22 protein-coding genes and 1 riboswitch are annotated in these 19,173 nt (G+C 47.6%); of the genes, 18 read left to right on the plus strand and 4 right to left on the minus strand.

Going from position 1 to position 19,173, the window contains the following annotated elements; translation table 11 throughout:
- Positions 1 to 34: 34 nt before the first annotated feature.
- From AC3ITG_RS02220 to AC3ITG_RS02230, 3 genes are all read right to left on the minus strand, one after another.
- Positions 35 to 1,075, minus strand: coding sequence for an ABC transporter substrate-binding protein (locus tag AC3ITG_RS02220; protein ID WP_408893693.1), 1,041 nt, complete (start codon positions 1,073 to 1,075; stop codon positions 35 to 37).
- Positions 1,076 to 1,296: 221 nt separating this feature from the next.
- Positions 1,297 to 1,409: riboswitch (TPP riboswitch) on the minus strand.
- Between the two features lie 145 nt (positions 1,410 to 1,554).
- A complete protein-coding gene (locus AC3ITG_RS02225; protein WP_489252662.1) occupies positions 1,555 to 2,310 on the minus strand; it encodes an NAD-dependent epimerase/dehydratase family protein in 756 nt (251 codons plus the stop codon).
- A 16-nt stretch (positions 2,311 to 2,326) separates the two neighbouring features.
- Positions 2,327 to 2,713: a VOC family protein gene (locus AC3ITG_RS02230; RefSeq protein WP_064642680.1), complete on the minus strand. Its 387-nt coding sequence runs from the start codon at positions 2,711 to 2,713 to the stop codon at positions 2,327 to 2,329.
- A gap of 187 nt (positions 2,714 to 2,900) precedes the next feature.
- Here AC3ITG_RS02230 and AC3ITG_RS02235 point away from each other — a divergent pair, with 187 nt between their 5' ends.
- A complete protein-coding gene (locus AC3ITG_RS02235) occupies positions 2,901 to 3,389 on the plus strand; it encodes a DUF2798 domain-containing protein (RefSeq protein ID WP_489252663.1) in 489 nt (162 codons plus the stop codon).
- Between the two features lie 181 nt (positions 3,390 to 3,570).
- Here the strand turns inward: AC3ITG_RS02235 and AC3ITG_RS02240 are convergent, their stop codons facing one another.
- The gene (locus AC3ITG_RS02240; RefSeq protein ID WP_489252664.1) at positions 3,571 to 4,806 is read right to left on the minus strand and encodes an MFS transporter; all 1,236 of its coding nucleotides are present in this window, start codon (positions 4,804 to 4,806) and stop codon (positions 3,571 to 3,573) included.
- A gap of 381 nt (positions 4,807 to 5,187) precedes the next feature.
- Between AC3ITG_RS02240 and serS the strand changes: the two genes are divergently transcribed.
- From serS to AC3ITG_RS02325, 17 genes are all read left to right on the plus strand, one after another.
- Positions 5,188 to 6,486: a serine--tRNA ligase gene (gene serS / locus AC3ITG_RS02245; RefSeq protein WP_413029201.1), complete on the plus strand. Its 1,299-nt coding sequence runs from the start codon at positions 5,188 to 5,190 to the stop codon at positions 6,484 to 6,486.
- A 218-nt stretch (positions 6,487 to 6,704) separates the two neighbouring features.
- Entirely contained in the window at positions 6,705 to 7,352 is a 648-nt protein-coding gene (locus AC3ITG_RS02250) for a response regulator transcription factor (RefSeq protein ID WP_489252665.1), read from the plus strand.
- Entirely contained in the window at positions 7,345 to 8,730 is a 1,386-nt protein-coding gene (locus AC3ITG_RS02255) for a sensor histidine kinase (protein WP_489252666.1), read from the plus strand. Before AC3ITG_RS02250 ends, AC3ITG_RS02255 begins: the two co-directional genes overlap by 8 nt.
- Before the next feature lie 169 nt (positions 8,731 to 8,899).
- Positions 8,900 to 9,925 carry a polysaccharide biosynthesis protein gene (locus AC3ITG_RS02260; RefSeq protein WP_489252667.1) on the plus strand — a complete coding sequence of 342 codons (1,026 nt, stop codon included), beginning with the start codon at positions 8,900 to 8,902 and terminating at the stop codon, positions 9,923 to 9,925.
- Complete coding sequence (gene murG / locus AC3ITG_RS02265) at positions 9,874 to 10,980, plus strand: undecaprenyldiphospho-muramoylpentapeptide beta-N-acetylglucosaminyltransferase (protein WP_489252668.1); 1,107 nt, start codon at positions 9,874 to 9,876, stop codon at positions 10,978 to 10,980. The genes AC3ITG_RS02260 and murG overlap by 52 nt, the downstream gene beginning before the upstream one ends.
- 330 nt (positions 10,981 to 11,310) lie before the next feature.
- On the plus strand, positions 11,311 to 12,417 hold the full coding sequence (locus AC3ITG_RS02270; RefSeq protein WP_489252669.1) for an Ig-like domain-containing protein: 1,107 nt from the start codon (positions 11,311 to 11,313) through the stop codon (positions 12,415 to 12,417).
- A gap of 210 nt (positions 12,418 to 12,627) precedes the next feature.
- Positions 12,628 to 13,179 (plus strand): GrpB family protein, encoded by a 552-nt coding sequence (locus AC3ITG_RS02275; RefSeq protein ID WP_489252670.1) that lies wholly within the window; start codon positions 12,628 to 12,630, stop codon positions 13,177 to 13,179.
- Between the two features lie 3 nt (positions 13,180 to 13,182).
- Entirely contained in the window at positions 13,183 to 13,587 is a 405-nt protein-coding gene (locus tag AC3ITG_RS02280) for a ribosomal maturation YjgA family protein (protein ID WP_413374778.1), read from the plus strand.
- 16 nt (positions 13,588 to 13,603) lie between these two features.
- Positions 13,604 to 13,978 carry a GNAT family N-acetyltransferase gene (locus AC3ITG_RS02285; RefSeq protein ID WP_489252671.1) on the plus strand — a complete coding sequence of 125 codons (375 nt, stop codon included), beginning with the start codon at positions 13,604 to 13,606 and terminating at the stop codon, positions 13,976 to 13,978.
- Positions 13,962 to 14,162: a GNAT family N-acetyltransferase gene (locus AC3ITG_RS02290; protein WP_489252672.1), complete on the plus strand. Its 201-nt coding sequence runs from the start codon at positions 13,962 to 13,964 to the stop codon at positions 14,160 to 14,162. Before AC3ITG_RS02285 ends, AC3ITG_RS02290 begins: the two co-directional genes overlap by 17 nt.
- Before the next feature lie 51 nt (positions 14,163 to 14,213).
- Positions 14,214 to 14,543: a DUF952 domain-containing protein gene (locus AC3ITG_RS02295; RefSeq protein ID WP_063566229.1), complete on the plus strand. Its 330-nt coding sequence runs from the start codon at positions 14,214 to 14,216 to the stop codon at positions 14,541 to 14,543.
- Between the two features lie 33 nt (positions 14,544 to 14,576).
- Positions 14,577 to 15,167, plus strand: a complete 591-nt coding sequence (locus AC3ITG_RS02300; RefSeq protein ID WP_053779860.1) for a DUF1572 family protein — start codon at positions 14,577 to 14,579, stop codon at positions 15,165 to 15,167.
- Complete coding sequence (locus AC3ITG_RS02305) at positions 15,164 to 15,754, plus strand: histidine phosphatase family protein (RefSeq protein ID WP_489252673.1); 591 nt, start codon at positions 15,164 to 15,166, stop codon at positions 15,752 to 15,754. Before AC3ITG_RS02300 ends, AC3ITG_RS02305 begins: the two co-directional genes overlap by 4 nt.
- Positions 15,751 to 16,572, plus strand: coding sequence for a DUF2785 domain-containing protein (locus tag AC3ITG_RS02310; protein ID WP_489252674.1), 822 nt, complete (start codon positions 15,751 to 15,753; stop codon positions 16,570 to 16,572). The genes AC3ITG_RS02305 and AC3ITG_RS02310 overlap by 4 nt, the downstream gene beginning before the upstream one ends.
- A gap of 39 nt (positions 16,573 to 16,611) precedes the next feature.
- Positions 16,612 to 17,322: a 5-oxoprolinase subunit PxpB gene (gene pxpB, locus AC3ITG_RS02315; protein WP_489252675.1), complete on the plus strand. Its 711-nt coding sequence runs from the start codon at positions 16,612 to 16,614 to the stop codon at positions 17,320 to 17,322.
- On the plus strand, positions 17,319 to 18,347 hold the full coding sequence (locus AC3ITG_RS02320; RefSeq protein ID WP_489252676.1) for a 5-oxoprolinase subunit C family protein: 1,029 nt from the start codon (positions 17,319 to 17,321) through the stop codon (positions 18,345 to 18,347). Before pxpB ends, AC3ITG_RS02320 begins: the two co-directional genes overlap by 4 nt.
- Positions 18,344 to 19,111 (plus strand): LamB/YcsF family protein, encoded by a 768-nt coding sequence (locus AC3ITG_RS02325; protein ID WP_489252677.1) that lies wholly within the window; start codon positions 18,344 to 18,346, stop codon positions 19,109 to 19,111. The genes AC3ITG_RS02320 and AC3ITG_RS02325 overlap by 4 nt, the downstream gene beginning before the upstream one ends.
- Positions 19,112 to 19,173: the final 62 nt, after the last annotated feature.

Below are 19,173 nucleotides of genomic sequence, written 5' to 3' on the forward strand. Positions count from 1 at the left end.
TCTGGTGTAAAAAAAAGTTAAACTCAAACAATTTTTATTGGGGTAGAAATTCGTTTGTATATGCTTTGGATACATCTACCTGCTCATCGAGCAGCTTTTTGCTAAACATCCAATCCGTGTAGTTCTGCCATACTTCCTGCTTTTGCTCACCCCAGCGCGGTGCGTCATCCTGATATTTTGGACTCAGCCACTTTTGGCTTGCGAGTACAAGATCCTTATCCAGATCCGGTACGGCCTTGATCAGAATGTTGGCAGCGTCTTCGGGATGTTCAATCGCGTATTGATATCCTTCGGAAGTCGCTTTCAAGAACGCTTTAACCAGCTCGGGATCGTTCTGAATCGTCTTTTCATTGGTAACAAGTACAGGTGTGTAGTAGTCCAATGCTTCGGAATAATCCTTCACATATAGCATGTCGATCGGTTCGCCGCGCAGTTCGGCTTCAATGCCCGTCCATGCGTAGAAAATCCAGGCAAAGTCGATATCGCGTTTCACAGCGGTGAAGAAGTCTGCATCGCCCATGCTAATATTTTTTACTTTGGATACATCGGCGCCTTCGCCTTCCATAATGGACTGCATCACAGCTTCTTCTACCGGGGAGCCCCAGCCACCATAGGTTTTGCCTTCAAAATCTTTGGGAGATTTGATGTTCCGATCCGCCGGAGCGGCAAATCCGGACGTGTTATGCTGAATGACTGCAGCGATGGACACGAGCGGTACGCCCTGTGTGCGGGCCTGGGTTACACTCTCCTGATAACTTACGCCAAAAGGCACTTCGTTCGAAGCTACCATCGTATCCGCGCCTCCGGCACCTGGCTGTACAATCTCGACATTTAAGCCTTCGGCTTTGTAAAAACCTTGATCTACGGCCGCATACAGGCCGGTATGATTCGTATTTGGTGTCCAGTCCAGCACCACTTTAATGTCTTTGAGGGCTGCGTTGTCACCTTCATTGCTGTTTTCGGTGTTGCTGCTGCCATTTTCTCCTGAAGGTGCAGCTTCTTTGCCGCCACATGCGGCCACAGCCACTAGTAGTACGCACAAGAGCATTAGGCCCATCATTTTACGCCATCTCATCTTCATTTCTCTCCTTCATGTTGTCCGGCCAGTGGCGCGGGGTACTCCTTGGCTTCATATCCAAGCTTCTTGCATAAATCAGCAGATTTATACTAGCTATGATCCGGATGACGTCACTTTTTTTAGCTCTCTGGCTATATAAAAGAACATTAAAAAAGCGCCCCGTTAATCCGGGACGCGTGCAGGCGTTAGAGATGTGGCACTCAGCAAAGAGGCTGGGCCAATTCGATATACTCCGATTCCTACGCTGGCATGATCCAGATCAGGTCTAAGGGTCAGTATCTTGGTGGGATACACTCTCAGCCGGCCTATTCCGACTCCCCTGGGAAACTATGAAGTTACGGGCATTACTAGGTGTAATTATAGGCCAGAGGCCCATGCATGTCCAGTCAGGAACTGGATAGGGGGACGTATGAATGAATCAAAGAGGCCATTATACATGTGTATAACGACCTCTCTAGATGTGTGATTTTCAATAATTATCGTGGCGAATCATATAAGGAAATCTGACTGAGTGCAAAAGCATCGGATTTCGGGTCATATCCTACCTGTTTCTGAGTCGCTTCGAGATTCAATCGTTTAAACCGATTATTCGAGATCCCATGCAGTATGGTGAAGGGCTCCAGATCTGTAGCTGTAATTGCTTTGAACATCAAATCACACAAGTCAGCCGGACTAATATACGCGCTCATATCCCTTGCCTCCAGTGCGGGTCCATCTGGTTGAAAATCATCATATGCACCTATACGTACTGCTACACTTTGTAAACCTTCGGTATACGCAAAATAGGAAGCGAGCGATTCACCAAAACATTTGCTAACTCCGTACAAATTCCGTGGGCGTGTCGGCATGTCCGGATAGACTTGAGCATCAATGGGATACCCCTCGATCGTCTGTGCACTGCTTGCCAGAATGACTCTTCGTACACCTTGGTCCTTTGCTGCACGGAATACATTAAATGTACCCTTAATATTGATGTCCAACAACGATTCATAGAATCCGGCATGCGGGGAAGGATCTCCCGCCAGATGTACAACCACATCCATGCCTTCGCAAGCGTGCTGACAGGCTTCAGGATCTGTCACATCCAGTGTCATAATCTCATGGCTTGTCCCTTGATACGTATGCAGTCTGTCGATATTCAAATCCGTAAGTCGCAGGTGAAATGCTTCTGACAAGTGTTGGGACAAGTCACGTCCAATTTTTCCGGCTGCGCCGGTAATTAAAATGTTCATAAATCAGCTCCAATTCTTAGCGCTGGAAGAACTCAATCCATTCCTTTTCAGGTCCATAGATGAAGAAATAACGGTAACCGTTAGGCAGTGTAATCATCTCTCCATCAATAAACTCGGCCTCAGTTGCCTTAATGCGGTTGTACTCAGACTCAAGGTCATCGACATGGATGGCAAAATGGTGCACCGTACCTTCGGAAGGCAGCTTGTCGCTGTATCCCTGAATCAACTCAATCTCGGTCTCATCGCTTCCGTTGAAGCCAAGAAAGGCGAGCTGAATGACACCGTTGGTATGGGTTACCCGGTCTTTCAATTCAAGACCAACAATCTCCGTATAGAAACGCAGCGTGGTCTCCAGATCACGAACGGCAATGCCGACGTGGTCAATGCGCTTTTGAAAACTCATAATCAAAATCCTCCTTAATATGTAGCGAATATTTTCTACCATTTTAAGGGATATGATAGGGCTGTACCACGAGGTTGTCAAATAAGATTTTAATTTGGAAAAATTATAATTGTTCACAGAATGTTCACTTATGAGGAGGGGTTCATTATCTCTATAATTACGAAGGTAAACAGAGAGGATGAGAGATTTGCCAACAACGAAGAAAGAACAGATTATTTTTGGAATGATGATGTGCACAGGGATGGTCGTCGTCATGATGACTTTCAATTTATGGCACAATGGGTTATTGAGCAAGATGTCCGCGCTAGATATACTGCTTCAATTCATATTGTGTTTTATCATTGCGTTCCTGGTGGAGTCCTTCATTGTTGGACCTGTAGCGAGAAAAATTGCATTTTCCTTACCTTTTGACAAATCCAATAAAATTTTGGGCGTGCTCGCTATGTCATTTTTCATGGTCATTGGGATGGTTCTGATTATGTCCTTGTACGGAATGATTTCCGCTTATCTTGCGAATCAGTTGAATGGAGCATCCATACTTAGTACGTATCTTCATACGATTGCTCGTAATTTCAGCCTGGCGCTTCCTTACCAAATTATTATTCTGGGACCACTCGTTCGATATGTATTCGGTAAATTCATTAAGGATAAAGGGAATGTAGTCCCTTCAACCTAAATAACGTTAGTACCGATTTAGAGCAGCTGAAAGTATTTCCTGGGCAATCGTCCACTGCTCTAAGATAAAGAAGTAATTGTTCATTTTTAAATCAAAAAGGCCTCGTAGCATTCACGCTACGAAGCCTAACTTTTTACCGCTATGATTAATTGAATTTAATTTATCTTTTGTTCGGTAGATGTTACGATGCTGAACTCACAGTATGTCTGCGCTGCCATTGATAGGCGATCATGCTGATAATGAGCAGACCGACTGCAAAAATGGCAAGCATCCAGGCCGACTGGTTCACTTCCAGATGGTCCAAACTCCAGCCTGTAACCAAAGGCAGAATGGCACCGCCAACACCACCTGATGCAATCAGGATGCTGGGCGTTGATTCTTCTGTTCCAGGCAGCATTTTGCTGGCGAAGACGAGGGCAATGGAGAACACGCCCGATAGTGCAAGCCCGAGTAACAGAATGATCAGAAATGCCGACCAGATCTGGTTGGTAAAAGGAAAGATCATCAGCAGTACAACTGCTGCAAGGCAACTGTACAGAACGTAGACGCGATATTGGAATTTCTCCGCAATATATCCGGCAAAAAGTCGTCCAACAGACATGGCGATCCAGAAGCAGGTGACACTAAGTGCAGCACCTGCTTCCTTCATGTTCATTTTCTCAATCAGAATGGCTGGCATGAAGTTGGCAAGGCTCATTTCAGTGCCGACATAGAGAAAGAAAAATAAAACAAATAAAGACAGAAGAGCCAAATTACGGACGTGATAAGTTGAACGAGTTGGTTTAATGTCTTCAGGATTCGTTCCATTTGGTGATTCAGCAGCGTGAGTGTGTACAGGAGTCTGGTCTGAGCTGCGTCGACTCAGCTCGTTGTCCAGCTCACCGAATGAACTTTTGGCCCAGAAGATAAAAGTCATCGCTGCACAGACGGCAACCACGAGGAACGACATGCGCCAGTACCCGGCAGAAATCAGACCGCTGGCAATGAGCGGCATGACCATGGCGCCGATACCAAATAACACTTCAAGTCGGCTCATGGCAACCGCCGTATTATCTTTAATTGCAGCAATGATGATTGTACCGATGACAGCTTCGATCATGCCGAATCCGAATCCAGCTGCAGGTGCAATGACGAACATCCAGCCCCAAGGAGGCAGCAGCATATAGGATAACTCTGCAATGCAGAGCAGAGCTGCGGCAATTAATAGGCCCCCTCGCTTACCAAAGCGTTTATTCAACCACGGAGATAACAGTACACCACCCAGGAACCCGGCAAATTGGGCAAATATTAGTGTGCCTCCCTGACTATAATCCTTGCCATAATGTTCAAGGGCAACGGGCAGGATGGAGCCGAGAACCACGTGGGCAAGTCCTATGAGGAAATAGGACAAGCATCCAATCCAAAGCAATTTTTTCATGAAGAAAAACTCCTTCTAGATATTATGTTATGTAGTAAGTCTGCCATTCAGGAGCATTTCCTAAAAACAAACAATCTCTATCATAACAGGACATGTAAGGGTGTGCACGGATAACTTGCAATGGAGACTAAAGTTCGTATATACTGAAAAACAACAATTACAGATCGGACCATGCCGTTGAAGAGCATCCAACTCGGAGGCGTTTTCGCCAGGGGAGCGAACCATTCCCCAAGTTAACCGGAACCGCCCGTTATCGCGGACCAAGAGGCTGAACCAGAATATTCTGGTTTGGCAAGTTGGGTGGCACCGCGAGCAGAGCGCTCCTCGTCCCAAGGGATGAGGGCGCTCTTTGTATTTTTACAGCCAAAGGAGACGGTGACCATGTTGGAAATGAAGTGGATTCGGGAGCATGCAGAAGAGGTGCAAGCTGCAGCAGTCGGCAAGAGAATGGATATCAGTATTCGTGAATTGTTGGAACGGGACGAGGAGCGCAGAGCTCTTTTACTGGAAACGGAAGAAGGGCGTAGAGTACGTAATTCGTTATCTGCGGATATCGGCAGACTGATGCAAGCCGGTGAGCGTGAACAAGCCGAGGGTTTAAGGGAACAGGTGAAACAGCTGAATGGTCAGTTAGAGCAAGTTGAAGCCAAGCTTGCCGTTGTGCAAGAGGAAGTGACAAGGCTGCAATGGTTGGTACCCAATGTTGTATCGCCGGACACGCCAATGGGTGCATCGGATGAGGATAATGTGGAGCTGAGACGTGTGGGTGAGCTGCCGGTATTCGATTATGAGGCCAAGGATCACGTGGATCTTGGTGAACGGCATGATCTAATCGACATTCCACGTGGGGTGAAAATCGGCGGAACACGAAGCTATGTGCTCAAAGGAGCAGGGCTGCTCCTGCACCGGGCTGTACAGCAACTTGCGCTTGATCTGCTGCTGAAGCATGGATTTATGCCAATGGAAGTTCCTCTGATGGTGAGGGAGAATACGCTCTTGAACACGGGGTTCTTCCCCACAGGACGAGATCAGGTCTATGAATTGCAAGGCGAGAACAAGTGGCTGGTGGGAACATCGGAAGTGCCGCTGGTTTCGTATTATGCGGATGAGATTGTGGATGTACAGGAGCCAATCAAGCTAGCTGCCACATCGACATGTTTCCGCAGTGAGGTTGGCTCAGGCGGGCGGGATGTACGCGGATTGTACCGGGTGCATCAATTTGCCAAAGTGGAACAAGTCATTATCTGTGCACCGGATGCCAAAGAATCGGAGCGAATGCTGCAGGAAATTACGGGACACGCCGAAGAATTACTGCAATTGCTGGAACTGCCTTATCGTGTGGTAGCTGTGTGTACAGGGGATATGTCGCAGAAAACGTACAAACAGTACGATATTGAGACTTGGATGCCAAGCCGCAATGCGTACGGGGAGACACATTCGTCGTCGAATCTGCATGACTTCCAAGCTCGGCGTTCGAATATTCGTTGTCGCGATGCCCAAGGTAAGCTTGCATACTGCCATACGTTGAACAATACGGCTGTGGCTTCGCCACGCATACTGATCCCATTGCTGGAGAATCATCAGCAGGCGGATGGAAGCATTCGTATTCCAGCCGCACTTCAGCCCTATATGGGCGGTGCTGAATATTTGGTTTTGCCGCATGAAGATGAAGAGATATAAAGGATTACAAGCTGCGTTGAGAAGTGAAAAATGAACCCCTGTGGGGGTTCATTTTTGTTTTGCCTGTGATGTTGGGACCAGTGAAGAGTGTTCAGCGCTTTTATGTTACGGAGGCCGCAGTATAGGGATGTGGGAAATGGCCAAACCAGATGGGTATGTCACACAGCTGTAACGTACAGATTGTATAGTAGAATCCAGTTTGGAAAGGAGGCGCAGATATGAACCTGCTACTCGCGGATGATGAGCCGCTGATGCTGCAAATATTAAAAGCCTATTTCGTTAAAGAGGGCTTTCAAGTGTTTTTAGCCGAGGATGGGGAAGCAGCCCTGAATCTCTTCTATAATAATCAAATCGATTTGGCGGTTTTGGATTGGATGATGCCAGGACACAGCGGTGTCGAGGTATGTCGGGAAATCAAGCGTACGAGTCGGGCGAAGGTACTGCTGCTGACAGCCAAAGGGGAATCGGATGATGAGTTTGTTGCCTTGAAGGCCGGGGCGGATGATTATCTGCGCAAGCCGTTTGACTCGCGTATCCTGCTATTGCGTGTAAAGAAGCTGCTGCAACTTTCCTCCAAGATTATTGTGGGAGAACTGACCGTGGATCTGGAAGGCCAGAAGATCTATCGTTGTGGAGTGGATGTAGGGGCTACCCATAAGGAATTCGAATTAATGAAGGTTCTGGGAATGAATAAGGGGCAGATTGTGACCCGTAAAATTCTGCTGGATCAAGTGTGGGGTTTCGATTACTTCGGCGAGGAGCGTACTGTAGACACACATATCCGCAGACTGCGTGAGAAAATTGGAGAAGATTCGATCAAAACGTACCGGGGAATGGGTTATTGCCTAGAGGATCAAGATGAGTAAACTGACCCGTAAACTGCTCGTGCGCATTATCAGTGCATTGTGTGTTGTCTTCTTCTTATCCTTTATCGTCAATACGTTTTTCCTGCCTAGCTATTTTTTGTATCAGAAAAAGCAGAAGTTGGCCGAGTTAACGACTGAAATCTCTGCTTCAGAACATGGCGTTCCAATATCACGGATTGAGAGCCTTGAAACGCAATACGAGGTCGCTATCGCTTATGCATCGTTGAAGGATAGTGTGAATGATATTAACGATCAATTGTTATTTCAATATAACCGCAAGGGAATTGCCCTTAGTAAATTTTGGCTGACAGAAGAGAGTATCTCTGCGCTGCGTGAGGGTGCCCGGGTTAATAAATTCTATGATCAGACCAAGCTGAAATCAAGCTTTCTCGTGAACTTTGTGAAGGTGGGGGATTCCGTGTTTGCTGTCGGCGAATCCATCTCCCATTCATCGGAGACGATTCGAATTATTAATCAGTTCAACGCGTACATATGGCTCGGTATGCTGCTATTGCTTATCCTGCTTTCAGTGCTATATACCGCCCGGATCGTTAAACCGCTCGCAAAGCTAAGCGAAACGGCTGAAGCCATTTCCAATTTATCGTTTACAAAGGTGGATATAAAGACAGGTGATGAGATTGAGTCTTTAGGGCGCAGTATCAATGTGATGAGCGACAAATTGCAGCAGGCGCAACATTCTCTGGAAATAAAAAACGCTAACCTGCGAACGTTCATCTCGGATATCTCGCATGAATTGAAAACTCCGCTCTCCCTGATTCGAGTCTATGCCTCTGGTATTCAGGATGGCCTGGATGACGGAACCTATGCTGGAGTAATCCAGCAACAGAGCGAAGAGCTGGCTGGTTTAATTGACCGTCTGTTGAAGTTATCCCGTCTGCAGGCCGAAGTATACGATTTTGAACCCGTTGATCTTCGTCAATTGCTCACGGAGACCCTTCATACCTATGAAACCGTATTTCAGCAGCATGGCTTGCATGTGGAAGTGGGGGATCATTGGACTGCCGAGACCTGGGTGCTGGCTGATCGACGGAAGCTGGAGTCTGTTCTGCACAATTGGATGACCAACGCGGTGAAATATACAAGCGGTGACCGAATAACCATTACACTTGAACTGAAAGGGGAAGCGGCACATTTCGGTATCGCCAATGAAACGGATAAGGAAGAGCATGAACAGTGGGATCAGGTATGGGAGCCCTTCTATGTAATGGATAGTTCGCGCAGCAAAAAGTTTAGCGGGACGGGACTAGGCTTGTCTATTGCCCGGACGATTCTGGAGAATCACCATGCCGACTATGGCCTTAGAGCAGCCGATGGAGAAGTTATGTTTTATTTTTCTTTACCTTTAATACAACGTTAACTAAGGAGCCGCCATGCAAATGGTGGTTTTTTTGTGTGAGAAGCAACCTGAATTAGAGCTTGTTCACGTTGGGGAAAAGCCGATTGTTCCCCTGTCATACTGATGTAACACAATTGCCTTAGGATAGGCCTATCACCAAATCAGAACTTAATTCATGGAGGGATATCCGATGTTCAATAAAACCTTTTTAATAACGGGAGGCACAGGCTCATGGGGAGAAGAGTTGGTCAAACAATTACTCGTTCAGGAGCCGAAAGAGGTTCGTATTTTCTCACGAAATGAATCGCTTCAGGCTCAAATGAGACAAGCCATCTCTGACCCGAGAGTGAAGTTTGTACTGGGGGATATCAGAGATCGATGGGAGCTTGCAGGTGCCTGCAAGGATGTAGATTATGTCTTTCATCTTGCGGCGCTTAAACATGTTCCGGTCTGCGAGGACCAACCGGATTGTGCGGTCAAAACCAATATAATCGGAACGCAGAACGTGATTGATGCTGCAATCGAGAACGGCGTGCGGAAGGTAGTATATGTCTCTACGGACAAAGCAGCGAATCCTTCCAGCATGTACGGGATGACCAAAGCCATCGGGGAAAAATTGATCTTATTAGCTGACAGCCGTTCCGCTACAAGCTTTGCTTGTGTACGAAGCGGGAATGTTCTTGGATCCACGGGTAGCGTAGTACCGTTATTCAAACGCCAGCTTGAGTTGAAGCAACCACTCAGCGTTACCGATTCCAGAATGACACGTTTTTTTCTTCCCCTTGGAGACGCCGTGGAAATTCTCCTGTCGGCCATGGAGCAATGCGAGGGCGGCGAGATTATTGTGCCTCGAATGCCCTCCTGCAAAATAACGGATATCGCACAGGTTTTGGCAGAGGATGCTGGGCAAATGCATGTTCCGATACAATTCATCGGTGCCCGTCCGGGAGAACGGCTTTATGAAACGCTGATTTCAGATTGGGAAAACGTTAGTGAAGTGGAAGAGGAGAAGTCCTACTTTGTTGTCACCGCCTCCTCTTCTCCCAAATTAACGGATAAAGAGGGTTGTGAGACATCTGTTCTTCCTGGCAGAGGATATCATTCGGAAGATGTCATCATGAGCAAGGCAGAGGTTCGCGATATGCTGTGGAGAGGGGGATTTCTGTGTTCAAGCGGAGGATCATATTTACAGGAGGCGGCTCCGCCGGTCATGTGACAGCCAATCTCATTCTGATCTCCAGATTGCTTCAGGAGCAATGGGAAATTCATTATATCGGTTCCAAGCATGGCATCGAGCGCCAATTAATCGGCAAAATCCCGGCTGTTCATTATCATGCGGTTGCAACAGGAAAGCTGAGAAGATATTGGGCGTGGGCGAATATTTCCGATGTGTTCAAAATTATACTTGGAGTGCTGCAGGCTTATCTGCTCATTTTACGAATTAAACCACATGTATGCTTTTCGTTAGGGGGATTCGTGGCTGTTCCTGCTGTAGTGGGTGCCGGGTGGAATCGGGTTCCGGTGCTGATTCTGGAGCCGGATCTTCATCCGGGACTGGCCAACAGGCTGTCACGGCGATACGCCCAAATGATGTGTACTACGTTTATGGATACAGCGACATTCGCTTCCTCTAAGGCGTCAGACAAGACGATGTACGTGGGTCCTGTAATTCGGGAGGAGTTGAAGCTTGGCAGCCGAGCACGGGGGATTCATTTTTGCCGATTTGTCTCCGACAGACCTATTCTGTTAATTATGGGTGGCAGTCAGGGTTCGGAAAAGCTTAATCAAATGGTACTTGAAACACTGCCAGAGCTGCTCAAGCGGTATCAAATCATTCATATATGTGGTACAGGTAAATTGAACTCATCCTTCCCACATTTTGCAGGCTACAAGGCATTTGAATACGCGCATGAAGAACTTGCGGATCTAATGGCTATGGCGGATATAGTTGTGTCACGTGCTGGCTCCAATGCGATACATGAGTGGCTGTTGCTGCGCAAGCCAATGCTCCTGATTCCCCATGCCAACGGCGGATCTCTTGTTGGACAGACGCTGAACGCGAAGTATTTTCAGGAGCGAGGTTATGCAAGAGTTCTCCAGGAAGAAGAGCTGTCTTCTCAGACATTCCTGCGAGATATTGACCTTGTATATAAGGAGAGAGATCATATGGTGGGCCATATGAAGGCGAGTGGAACGGACAACGCCGTTGACAAGGTTCTGCAGCTTATTCATACAACGGTTTCTTCGGTAGAAAGAGCTGAACATGAATAAAAGATTTCCCGAACTGCTGCTGGTCATGTTCTTTTTGCTCATCGTATCTATCCTGATTATCTCAAAACGTTTATTGGATTAAACTAGGATTGCAGTCTATTACAATTCCGTTCTTCTTCTAAAATAAAGAGGCATTTTTCAGTCACGTCCTAATGACTTGAAGAATGCCTCTACTTATTTCGGAATACAGGGGAGGGCTGTAGCAAGTAACAAATGTCGAATGTTCCTCTTATCCGCGATTCTGCTCCAACATGATTCACTTTTATGTAATGAGTTTCCGATATAATATAATAGAAGTAAAATATTGGATTACAGGAGATGAAGATTGCAATGAATGGAATGAAATTAGCAATACGAGGCACCCTGGCCTTTATTTTAGTATTGGCAGTACTGGCTCCTTCGCTTGCCTTAGCAGCCACGGGTGACGTGACATCCATCGAGATTACCAACAGTAGTCCGCAACAGATGAGTGTGACCCAGACAACTACGCTTCAAGTGATGGCAGTTATTGAAGGGTTTGATAACAAGCAGGATGTTACGGGTGGCGTCACATGGTCCACGAGTAACGAAGCTGTTGCCACCATTATAAAAGGCAAAGTGAAGGCTGTGGCAGCGGGAGAAGCAACGATATATGCACAGGTAGATGGTGCCAAAGCGCAATTGCTGGTTAAGGTTCAGGATAAAATTAAAAGTATCAAAGCTTCGCCAAGTTCCTATAATTTTGTCAAAGGTAGTGAAAGTACTCTGCCTAAAGTAAGCATTGTGCGTGCAAACGGCAAGGAAGAAGACGTCACATCCGAGATCGTATGGACGGTATCGAGTGCTTCCGCTGTGCTGGAGAGTGGTAAAATCAAAGGAATCACGCCTGGCAGAGTGCTGTTACAAGGCAAATATGGCTCAGAGACGGTTAAAGTTCCCGTAGCGATCACGGACGAGATTACCAAAGTCGAAGTAACTCCTGCTGTCATGCAGCTAAATATTAAGAAATCGAAAGCGTTGAAGGTAATCGGTACATATGCCAATGGGAAAACAATTAATCTTTCGAAACAGGTAACGTGGACCTCTTCCAACAATAATGTAGCCATCGTAAAAAATGGTACAGTCAAAACACTTACCGAAGGACAAGCCACCTTGACAGGGACTTATCAAAATCAGACAATAAAGGCAGAGGTTACCGTTGTTCCTTTGCTCAAAAAGCTGATCACAGGCCAGAAAACACTCGTCTTATCGCCACAGGCAAGTACAACACTGAGTGTGATGGCGCAGTATGATACAGGCAAAACCACGATTGTAACGAGCAGTGCTGTATGGAGCAGCACCAAACCAAGTGTAGCCACAGTAACGGGCGGCAAGATTGTGGCCGTAGGTAAAGGCAAAACATCCATTACCGCCAAGTGGGGCAACAAAAAAGTTACCATACCGGTAACGGTAAAATAAAGTTTCAACGAATGAAGCATATCAATTGAGGTCATTTCATCATCGTGAACAGAAACAGATGGGGCGTAGACATACGCCCCTTTTAAGTATAAAAAATTGGATGTGATGAAAACTGAATTCTTCAATTGAGGACACGAAGAAACGAGCCCATTCGAAGTACCTGGAACAATACCGATTGAAATTCAGTCCTGCAAAGGAGGGAGCATCCGAATGACAGATCATCTGCAACCGGAAAATTGGCCTGCGTGGGCGACAGAATTGGTAGAGATTGTTGAAGCCAACCCTATGTGGGGCCTACAGGCTCAGGATGAAATTCTCCAGCTTAGAGACTTGTTACAGCAGCTCAATATTCATAAATTTGAACATATCGGAAGCACGTCCATCCCGGGATTGCCCGCAAAGCCCATTATTGATTTGATGGGAGAGGTGCAGTCATGGGAGGACATGGACTTGATTGCCGATCAGCTGAATCCGGTAGGCTGGAACTACGTTCCGCCTGAACTGGATGGTCGGGAATATAGACGTTTCTGGGTCAGAGTGAAGGATGGTAAGAGGGCTGTACATCTTCATCTGATGCGCCCAGGCGAGGAACGTTGGGATCGCCAAATCCAGTTCCGGGATGTGCTGAGACAGCGGCCGGATCTGGTAGAGGTTTATGCGGCTTTGAAAGCTAAACTTGCTGATGAGAATAAGGACGACAGAGAAGCGTATACCGCTGCCAAAACGGAATTTATTCTACAAGTGCTTGATGACGGCATTTGATCCATGATGAAGGCATTTTTCAAAGAGAGGCTGATTTATTTCATCGCAGTGATCATAACCATGGCGGCAGGACTGTCGTCCAGACACTTTGGTGAACTTTTACCGGATTTTGTACGTGAACATTTCGGTGATGCCTTGTGGGCAGCGATGATTTATTTTGGGGTACGCATGGTTTGGATTAATCGCAGCAAAGAGTTGGCGCTGATCGTGAGCCTGATTTTTAGCTGGGCCGTTGAATGTTCGCAAATGATTCAGACCCCTTGGCTGAACGAAGTGCGTTCAACGGTGCTGGGTGCGCTTATTTTGGGACGTGGATTTCTGGTAATGGATCTGCTGAGGTATGCTGTCGGCATTCTGTGTGTGTATGGGATTGATCGATATTTCCTGAGAAATAAGAAGGCTAGATGATGGGGAGTGGGCTTACGTGAATGTAGATAAGCTTTTTGCGGAATCACCCGAGTTTGAGACAGAGCGGTTGGTACTTAGACGTCTTACGCTCAACGACCTCGATGATTATTTTGTGTTTGCCTCCGATCCGAAAGTGAGTCAGCAAAGCCTGTGGAACTGCCATGAGACGTTGGACGACTCTGTTCATTATATTCAAAGAGTGTTGGACAATTATGAGAAGAAGACGGTCTATATATGGGCCTTTATTCTGAAGGGAACAGGGAAGCTGATCGGGCGAGGTGGCATTTTTCATCTGAATGAATCCATGCAAAGTGCTGAACTGGGGTACGCGATTGCTAGCAGGTTGTTGGGGCAAAGGCCTCGCAGCAGAAGCCATGCAGCCGATTGTTGAATACTGTTTTCAGGAACTGGACTGCAATCGGCTGGAGGGGAAATGCAATGCAGGCAACATCGGATCTGCACGAGTGATGGAGAAGCTGGGCATGTCGTATGAAGGTTTGCTGCGTAAACAATTGAAGATCAAAGGTGTGTTTACAGATCAAAAATTGTACTCCCGTATCCGGGATGATCTATAATACTTCCAATGACGTACAGGATACATAGAAGAAATTGAAGGAGGCGGAACAATGATCTACAGTATTATTTCCCAAGCGGTATGGGAGCAGGTATCCAAGCAGAGCGTGTATGCACCGGATAGCCTGGAGACGGACGGTTTCATTCATTGTTCCACTAAAGAACAGATTCCATGGGTAGCGGCTCAATTTTATCAAGGGCGTACGGATTTGTTATTGATTGGCATTGATGAGAGGGCCTTAAAGCCGGAACTGGTGTATGAGGACCTGTATGAGTTGAATGAACTATTTCCACATATCTATGGTGAACTTAATTTGGATGCTGTACGGAAAGTCATTTCCTTTGAACCGAATGAGGACGGGACGTTTTCTTTTCCTGAATAAACACATTTTGCGAAGGGTTGTGAACGTGTGGATATGAATCAGGTATTTCTGGATACAGCCGAGAAGCAATTTTTATATTACAAACAGCTTGGGGAAAAGGCTATGGAGCAACTGGAATCCGAGCAACTATTTCAATCCTGGAATGAAGATGCCAACAGCATTGCAGTTATTGTGAAGCATCTATGGGGCAATATGCTGTCCCGTTGGACGGATGTACTGACAACCGATGGAGAAAAGCCATGGCGTGAACGTGATGCGGAATTTGTGAATGATATTTCGACCCGGGAAGAGCTGCTCGCGAAATGGGAGGAAGGCTGGAACTGTCTACTTGGAGCCATTCGTTCTTTTACACCGGAGCAACTGTCTCATATTATATATATTCGCAATGAAGGACATACCGTCATGGAAGCAATTATCCGGCAATTGGCGCATTACCCCTATCATGTGGGGCAGATTATCTATGCAGCCAAAATGCTCAAAGAAACCTCTTGGAACAGTCTTTCCATTCCGAGAAATGGTTCGGACCAATATAATGGTGGCAAATTTGCCAAGCCGAAGGCACGAAAACATTTTACAGATGATGAATTGCGCATAGAAAAAGGTAAAGGTGAGGAACAGCAATGACACAGATCGCATTGATTCGCCATGGAAGCACGGCGTGGAATAAGGAAAAACGTTCGCAGGGACAGACGGATAATCCGCTGGATCAGGAAGGAAGAGAACAGGCGCTATTGCTTGCTGCAAGACTGAGTGAGGAAACGTGGGATGCCATCTATGCAAGTGACCTGGAGCGTGCAAGTGAGACGGCTCGCATCATTGGAGATCGTTTGGGAATACAGGAGATTCATTTGGATCCTAGGTTGCGTGAAATGGGCGGTGGGCAGGTGGAGGGTACGACCGAAGCTGAACGTGTAGCTCAATGGGGAGCGGATTGGAGTGATCTCGATTTGGGCCGGGAGCTTGCGGATGCAGGTACGATTCGGGGCAGTGCCGCGATAGAAGATATTGTACGACAGCATCCCAATGGAAGAGTGATCGTTGTCAGCCATGGCGCTATTCTCCGTAATACACTGCGAGGTCTGGTGCCTGAACTTGATGTGAGCGCAAAGCTGTCCAACACGTCGATTACCCGGATTTCTTGGGAAACGGAGTCCTGGCAATGTGAGCTATACAACTGTAGCGTACATCTGGATTCCTCCAAGGAGTTGTGATAGATGGACAGCAATTGCAGCATATTCAGTCGGCTAATCTATCCACCCATGAAGTAGAACATCCTTACGAACTGGCTCTGCATATGATGCAGCATATTGGCAGTCCAGATCCGGTTCTGCGGGATGAATTGATCTACGTTACGTTTGCGACCTGGATTGGACAGGGCGTATTCACGGAAGAACAGCTTAGTCAGTTGTTACAGATGGCGCTGGATGATCAGCACCTTTTTCATGGAATTGGAGAACAAGGTACGGACAGTGTGTTTACCCGAACCTTCTCTGTGCTGCTCCTGCCTCCAATTCTGAGTGTAGATCGTCAGCGGCCTTTTCTGAAAAAGGAAGATATAGAGGTTATTCATCATCGGTTGACTACGTATCTGGAGCGTGAAAAAGATGTTCGTGGCTATACCGATGATAAGGGCTGGGCGCACGCCCCGGCACACGCGGCAGATGCGGTTGAAGATCTTGCACAGTCGCCTTATATGGAGCGGGCAGCCTTGCGGGAGCTTTTGCATGCGCTCACTGTGAAAATTACCGAATCAAGTGTAGTCTACATCCATGATGAGGATCAGAGGATTGCTCATGCAGTGGTCACCATCCTTCGTCGCAATCTGCTGGAGCAAAACGATATTTCGTCTTGGATCGATTCACTGAATCCAAACGATAAGAAGGAGGGGAAATCTCATCTGGAGATCAGCCAGATGAGATTGAATGTGCGCGTCTTTCTGCAGACGCTTTATCTTGCCATACGGACAGAAGACGCAGAGCCTTTTCCCGCTGTTCGTTCACTTATTTTGCAGGCTTTGGAGAAAAAATGATCAAGGGATTATAAACTTGTGGACAAGGAGGGTGATAGCATGACTGAAATGCCGTATTTATGGACTGAGGATGTGCTGTCTCCTCTGGGCGAAACAGGGGTTATGATCCGTTGTGGGGACACCATATCCGAAGCGGTACACCGGAGGGTGATGTCGGTATGTGCTTTGCTGGAGAAGAGCCAACTACCGGGCATCATGGAGTGGCTACCTTCGTTTGCATCAGTCACGCTGTTCTATAATCCATTGATCTCCCCGTACCACGAGGTATGCGGGATGCTGCTTCATGAGTTGAACAAGATGGAAGAGGTGACGCTGGATCAACCCAGAACGATCATTATTCCTGTATGTTATGGTGGTGAACTGGGTCCTGACCTGGATTACGTCGCTACTGAGCATGGGCTTACGCCAGATGAGGTCATAGCTATTCACACATCCGGAGATTACCTGGTTCACATGATCGGATTCGCGCCGGGTTTTCCTTATTTGGGCGGATTAACGGAGAAGATCGCTACGCCCAGACGATCTACACCTCGGCTTCGGGTTGAAGCGGGAACGGTGGGTATTGGTGGCAAACAAACGGGAGTTTACCCGGTAACGACCCCCGGGGGATGGCAGTGCATCGGCCGCACACCGCTGGCGCTATTTCGTCCGATGGAAAATCCACCAATCCTGCTGGCAGCAGGGGATCGAGTTCGTTTTGCATCGATATCACTGCAGGAGTATCTGAAACAAAAGGAGGGCGAACGATGAGTATTGAAGTCATTCGCCCAGGTTTGTTATCCACCGTTCAGGACGAAGGAAGGACAGGATTTCGCCGGTATGGAATTCATCCGGGCGGGGTTATGGATACCTTTGCAGCCAGAGCAGCCAATGCACTGGTTGGGAATTCCCGTGATGCGGCTGTGCTGGAGATGACGATGACGGGACCGGAACTTCGTTTCCATGAAAATCGGCTGATCTCTTTATGTGGTGCGGATCTAACAGCAACTGTGGATGGTCTGCCTGTTCCACTATGGCGTCCGGTCGTGTTGCTTGCTGGAAAAGTGCTGAGATTTGGGCGATGCCGTTCCGGCTTGCGGTCTTATATGGCGATTGCTGGTGGAATCGCAGTACCTGAGATCATGGGCAGTCGCAGCACGGATCTTAAGACAGGTTTTGGTGGGTTTGAAGGACGTGCCTTGAAGGTGGGCAACAGGTTGTCTGCGGGGGAAGCTTCTCGTGAAGCGCAAGCGGCGTTGCGTGGATTAAGTGTAGAAGCCGAAAAGAACAACGGGCGGATGCATGCACCTGCCTGGTATTTGTCCAGCAGGGAATGGCCCGCCTACCATGCTGAACCTGTTATTCGTGTCATGCCGGGCAAAGACAGTGCAGCGTTTAATGAAAATAGCCTGGTACGATTCCATAAAGAACGATATGTGATCTCTCCCCAATCGGATCGGATGGGGTATCGATTGGAAGGTGCAAAGCTGGAACTCGGTCAACCGATGGATCGGCTGTCTGAAGCCGTCATCTATGGCACAGTTCAGGTGCCAGCGGATGGTCAGCCCATCATATTGATGGCCGATCATCAGACCATTGGGGGTTATCCTGTGATCGCACAGGTGGCCCGAGTAGATTTGCCGATACTGGCACAGGCTAGGCCGGGGGCACGGGTTGCTTTTGAACGGATTACATATGAAGAAGCACAGCAACTATTCATGGAGCAGGAGTTGGAGTGGCGGCTAACCGATCAGTTGATTCGTAGGAGATTGGCAGGAATGGGGGACCATCAATGAACACGGTGGATATCAACTGTGACCTTGGCGAAAGTTACGGGGTGTACCGGATGGCGTCGGATGAGGCAATTCTGCCGCTGATCACTTCAGCCAACATCGCTTGTGGATTTCATGCGGGTGACCCGGCAACGATGCGACAAACCGTGCAGCAAGCATTAAAGCATCAGGTTGCCATCGGCGCCCATCCCGGCCTGCCGGATTTGCAGGGTTTTGGCAGAAGACGTATGGACATTACACCACGGGAAGCCTATGACATGGTTGTGTATCAAATGGGTGCACTGGATGCTTTTGTCCGTTCATACGGGGGGCGTATGCATCATGTAAAACCTCATGGAGCCTTGTATAACATGGCTGCTGAAGATGATCGGCTCGCTGAGGGAATCGCCGAGGCGATCTATAAAGTACAACCGGAATTGTATCTCTATGGCCTGGCCGGAAGTGCAATGATACAGGCAGCGGATCGCATTGGACTGCGCAGTGTCAGTGAAGTTTTTGCAGATCGAACCTACGGACCGAATGGGAGATTGACCCCACGCAGTCATCCGGGGGCTGTCATTCAGAAGACGGAACAAGCTCTTGCTCAAGTGCTGCGCATGGTGAAAGAGGGAATCGTTGTGTCGACGGAAGGTACACCTGTATCCATAAAGGCAGAGACAATTTGCATCCACGGCGACGGAGCTCATGCCCTTGCATTTGCTCAAGAGATACGTACGTTGCTTGAATCTGATGGAATTAACCTTTCTGCACCTGGAGTTACTAGATGATTGCTAAGGTAACCGAGGGCCAGAGGTCGAACTATACGAGTTTGTAAGGAGTGAGATTAGAG

It is taken from the genome of Paenibacillus sp. GL_099_B (genome assembly GCF_057835695.1).

Bases quoted from the DNA above. Each gene is read 5' to 3' on its own strand.
- AC3ITG_RS02275 (WP_489252670.1), top strand. From the start codon at position 12,628: ATGACAGATCATCTGCAACCGGAAAATTGGCCTGCGTGGGCGACAGAA.
- AC3ITG_RS02325 (WP_489252677.1), top strand. From the start codon at position 18,344: ATGAACACGGTGGATATCAACTGTGACCTTGGCGAAAGTTACGGGGTG.
- AC3ITG_RS02295 (WP_063566229.1), top strand. From the start codon at position 14,214: ATGATCTACAGTATTATTTCCCAAGCGGTATGGGAGCAGGTATCCAAG.
- AC3ITG_RS02260 (WP_489252667.1), top strand. From the start codon at position 8,900: ATGTTCAATAAAACCTTTTTAATAACGGGAGGCACAGGCTCATGGGGA.
- AC3ITG_RS02220 (WP_408893693.1), bottom strand. From the start codon at position 1,075: ATGAGATGGCGTAAAATGATGGGCCTAATGCTCTTGTGCGTACTACTA.
- serS (WP_413029201.1), top strand. From the start codon at position 5,188: ATGTTGGAAATGAAGTGGATTCGGGAGCATGCAGAAGAGGTGCAAGCT.
- AC3ITG_RS02225 (WP_489252662.1), bottom strand. From the start codon at position 2,310: ATGAACATTTTAATTACCGGCGCAGCCGGAAAAATTGGACGTGACTTG.
- AC3ITG_RS02300 (WP_053779860.1), top strand. From the start codon at position 14,577: ATGAATCAGGTATTTCTGGATACAGCCGAGAAGCAATTTTTATATTAC.
- AC3ITG_RS02270 (WP_489252669.1), top strand. From the start codon at position 11,311: ATGAATGGAATGAAATTAGCAATACGAGGCACCCTGGCCTTTATTTTA.
- AC3ITG_RS02280 (WP_413374778.1), top strand. From the start codon at position 13,183: ATGATGAAGGCATTTTTCAAAGAGAGGCTGATTTATTTCATCGCAGTG.
- AC3ITG_RS02255 (WP_489252666.1), top strand. From the start codon at position 7,345: ATGAGTAAACTGACCCGTAAACTGCTCGTGCGCATTATCAGTGCATTG.
- AC3ITG_RS02250 (WP_489252665.1), top strand. From the start codon at position 6,705: ATGAACCTGCTACTCGCGGATGATGAGCCGCTGATGCTGCAAATATTA.
- AC3ITG_RS02305 (WP_489252673.1), top strand. From the start codon at position 15,164: ATGACACAGATCGCATTGATTCGCCATGGAAGCACGGCGTGGAATAAG.
- AC3ITG_RS02320 (WP_489252676.1), top strand. From the start codon at position 17,319: ATGAGTATTGAAGTCATTCGCCCAGGTTTGTTATCCACCGTTCAGGAC.
- pxpB (WP_489252675.1), top strand. From the start codon at position 16,612: ATGACTGAAATGCCGTATTTATGGACTGAGGATGTGCTGTCTCCTCTG.
- AC3ITG_RS02230 (WP_064642680.1), bottom strand. From the start codon at position 2,713: ATGAGTTTTCAAAAGCGCATTGACCACGTCGGCATTGCCGTTCGTGAT.
- AC3ITG_RS02290 (WP_489252672.1), top strand. From the start codon at position 13,962: ATGCAGCCGATTGTTGAATACTGTTTTCAGGAACTGGACTGCAATCGG.
- AC3ITG_RS02240 (WP_489252664.1), bottom strand. From the start codon at position 4,806: ATGAAAAAATTGCTTTGGATTGGATGCTTGTCCTATTTCCTCATAGGA.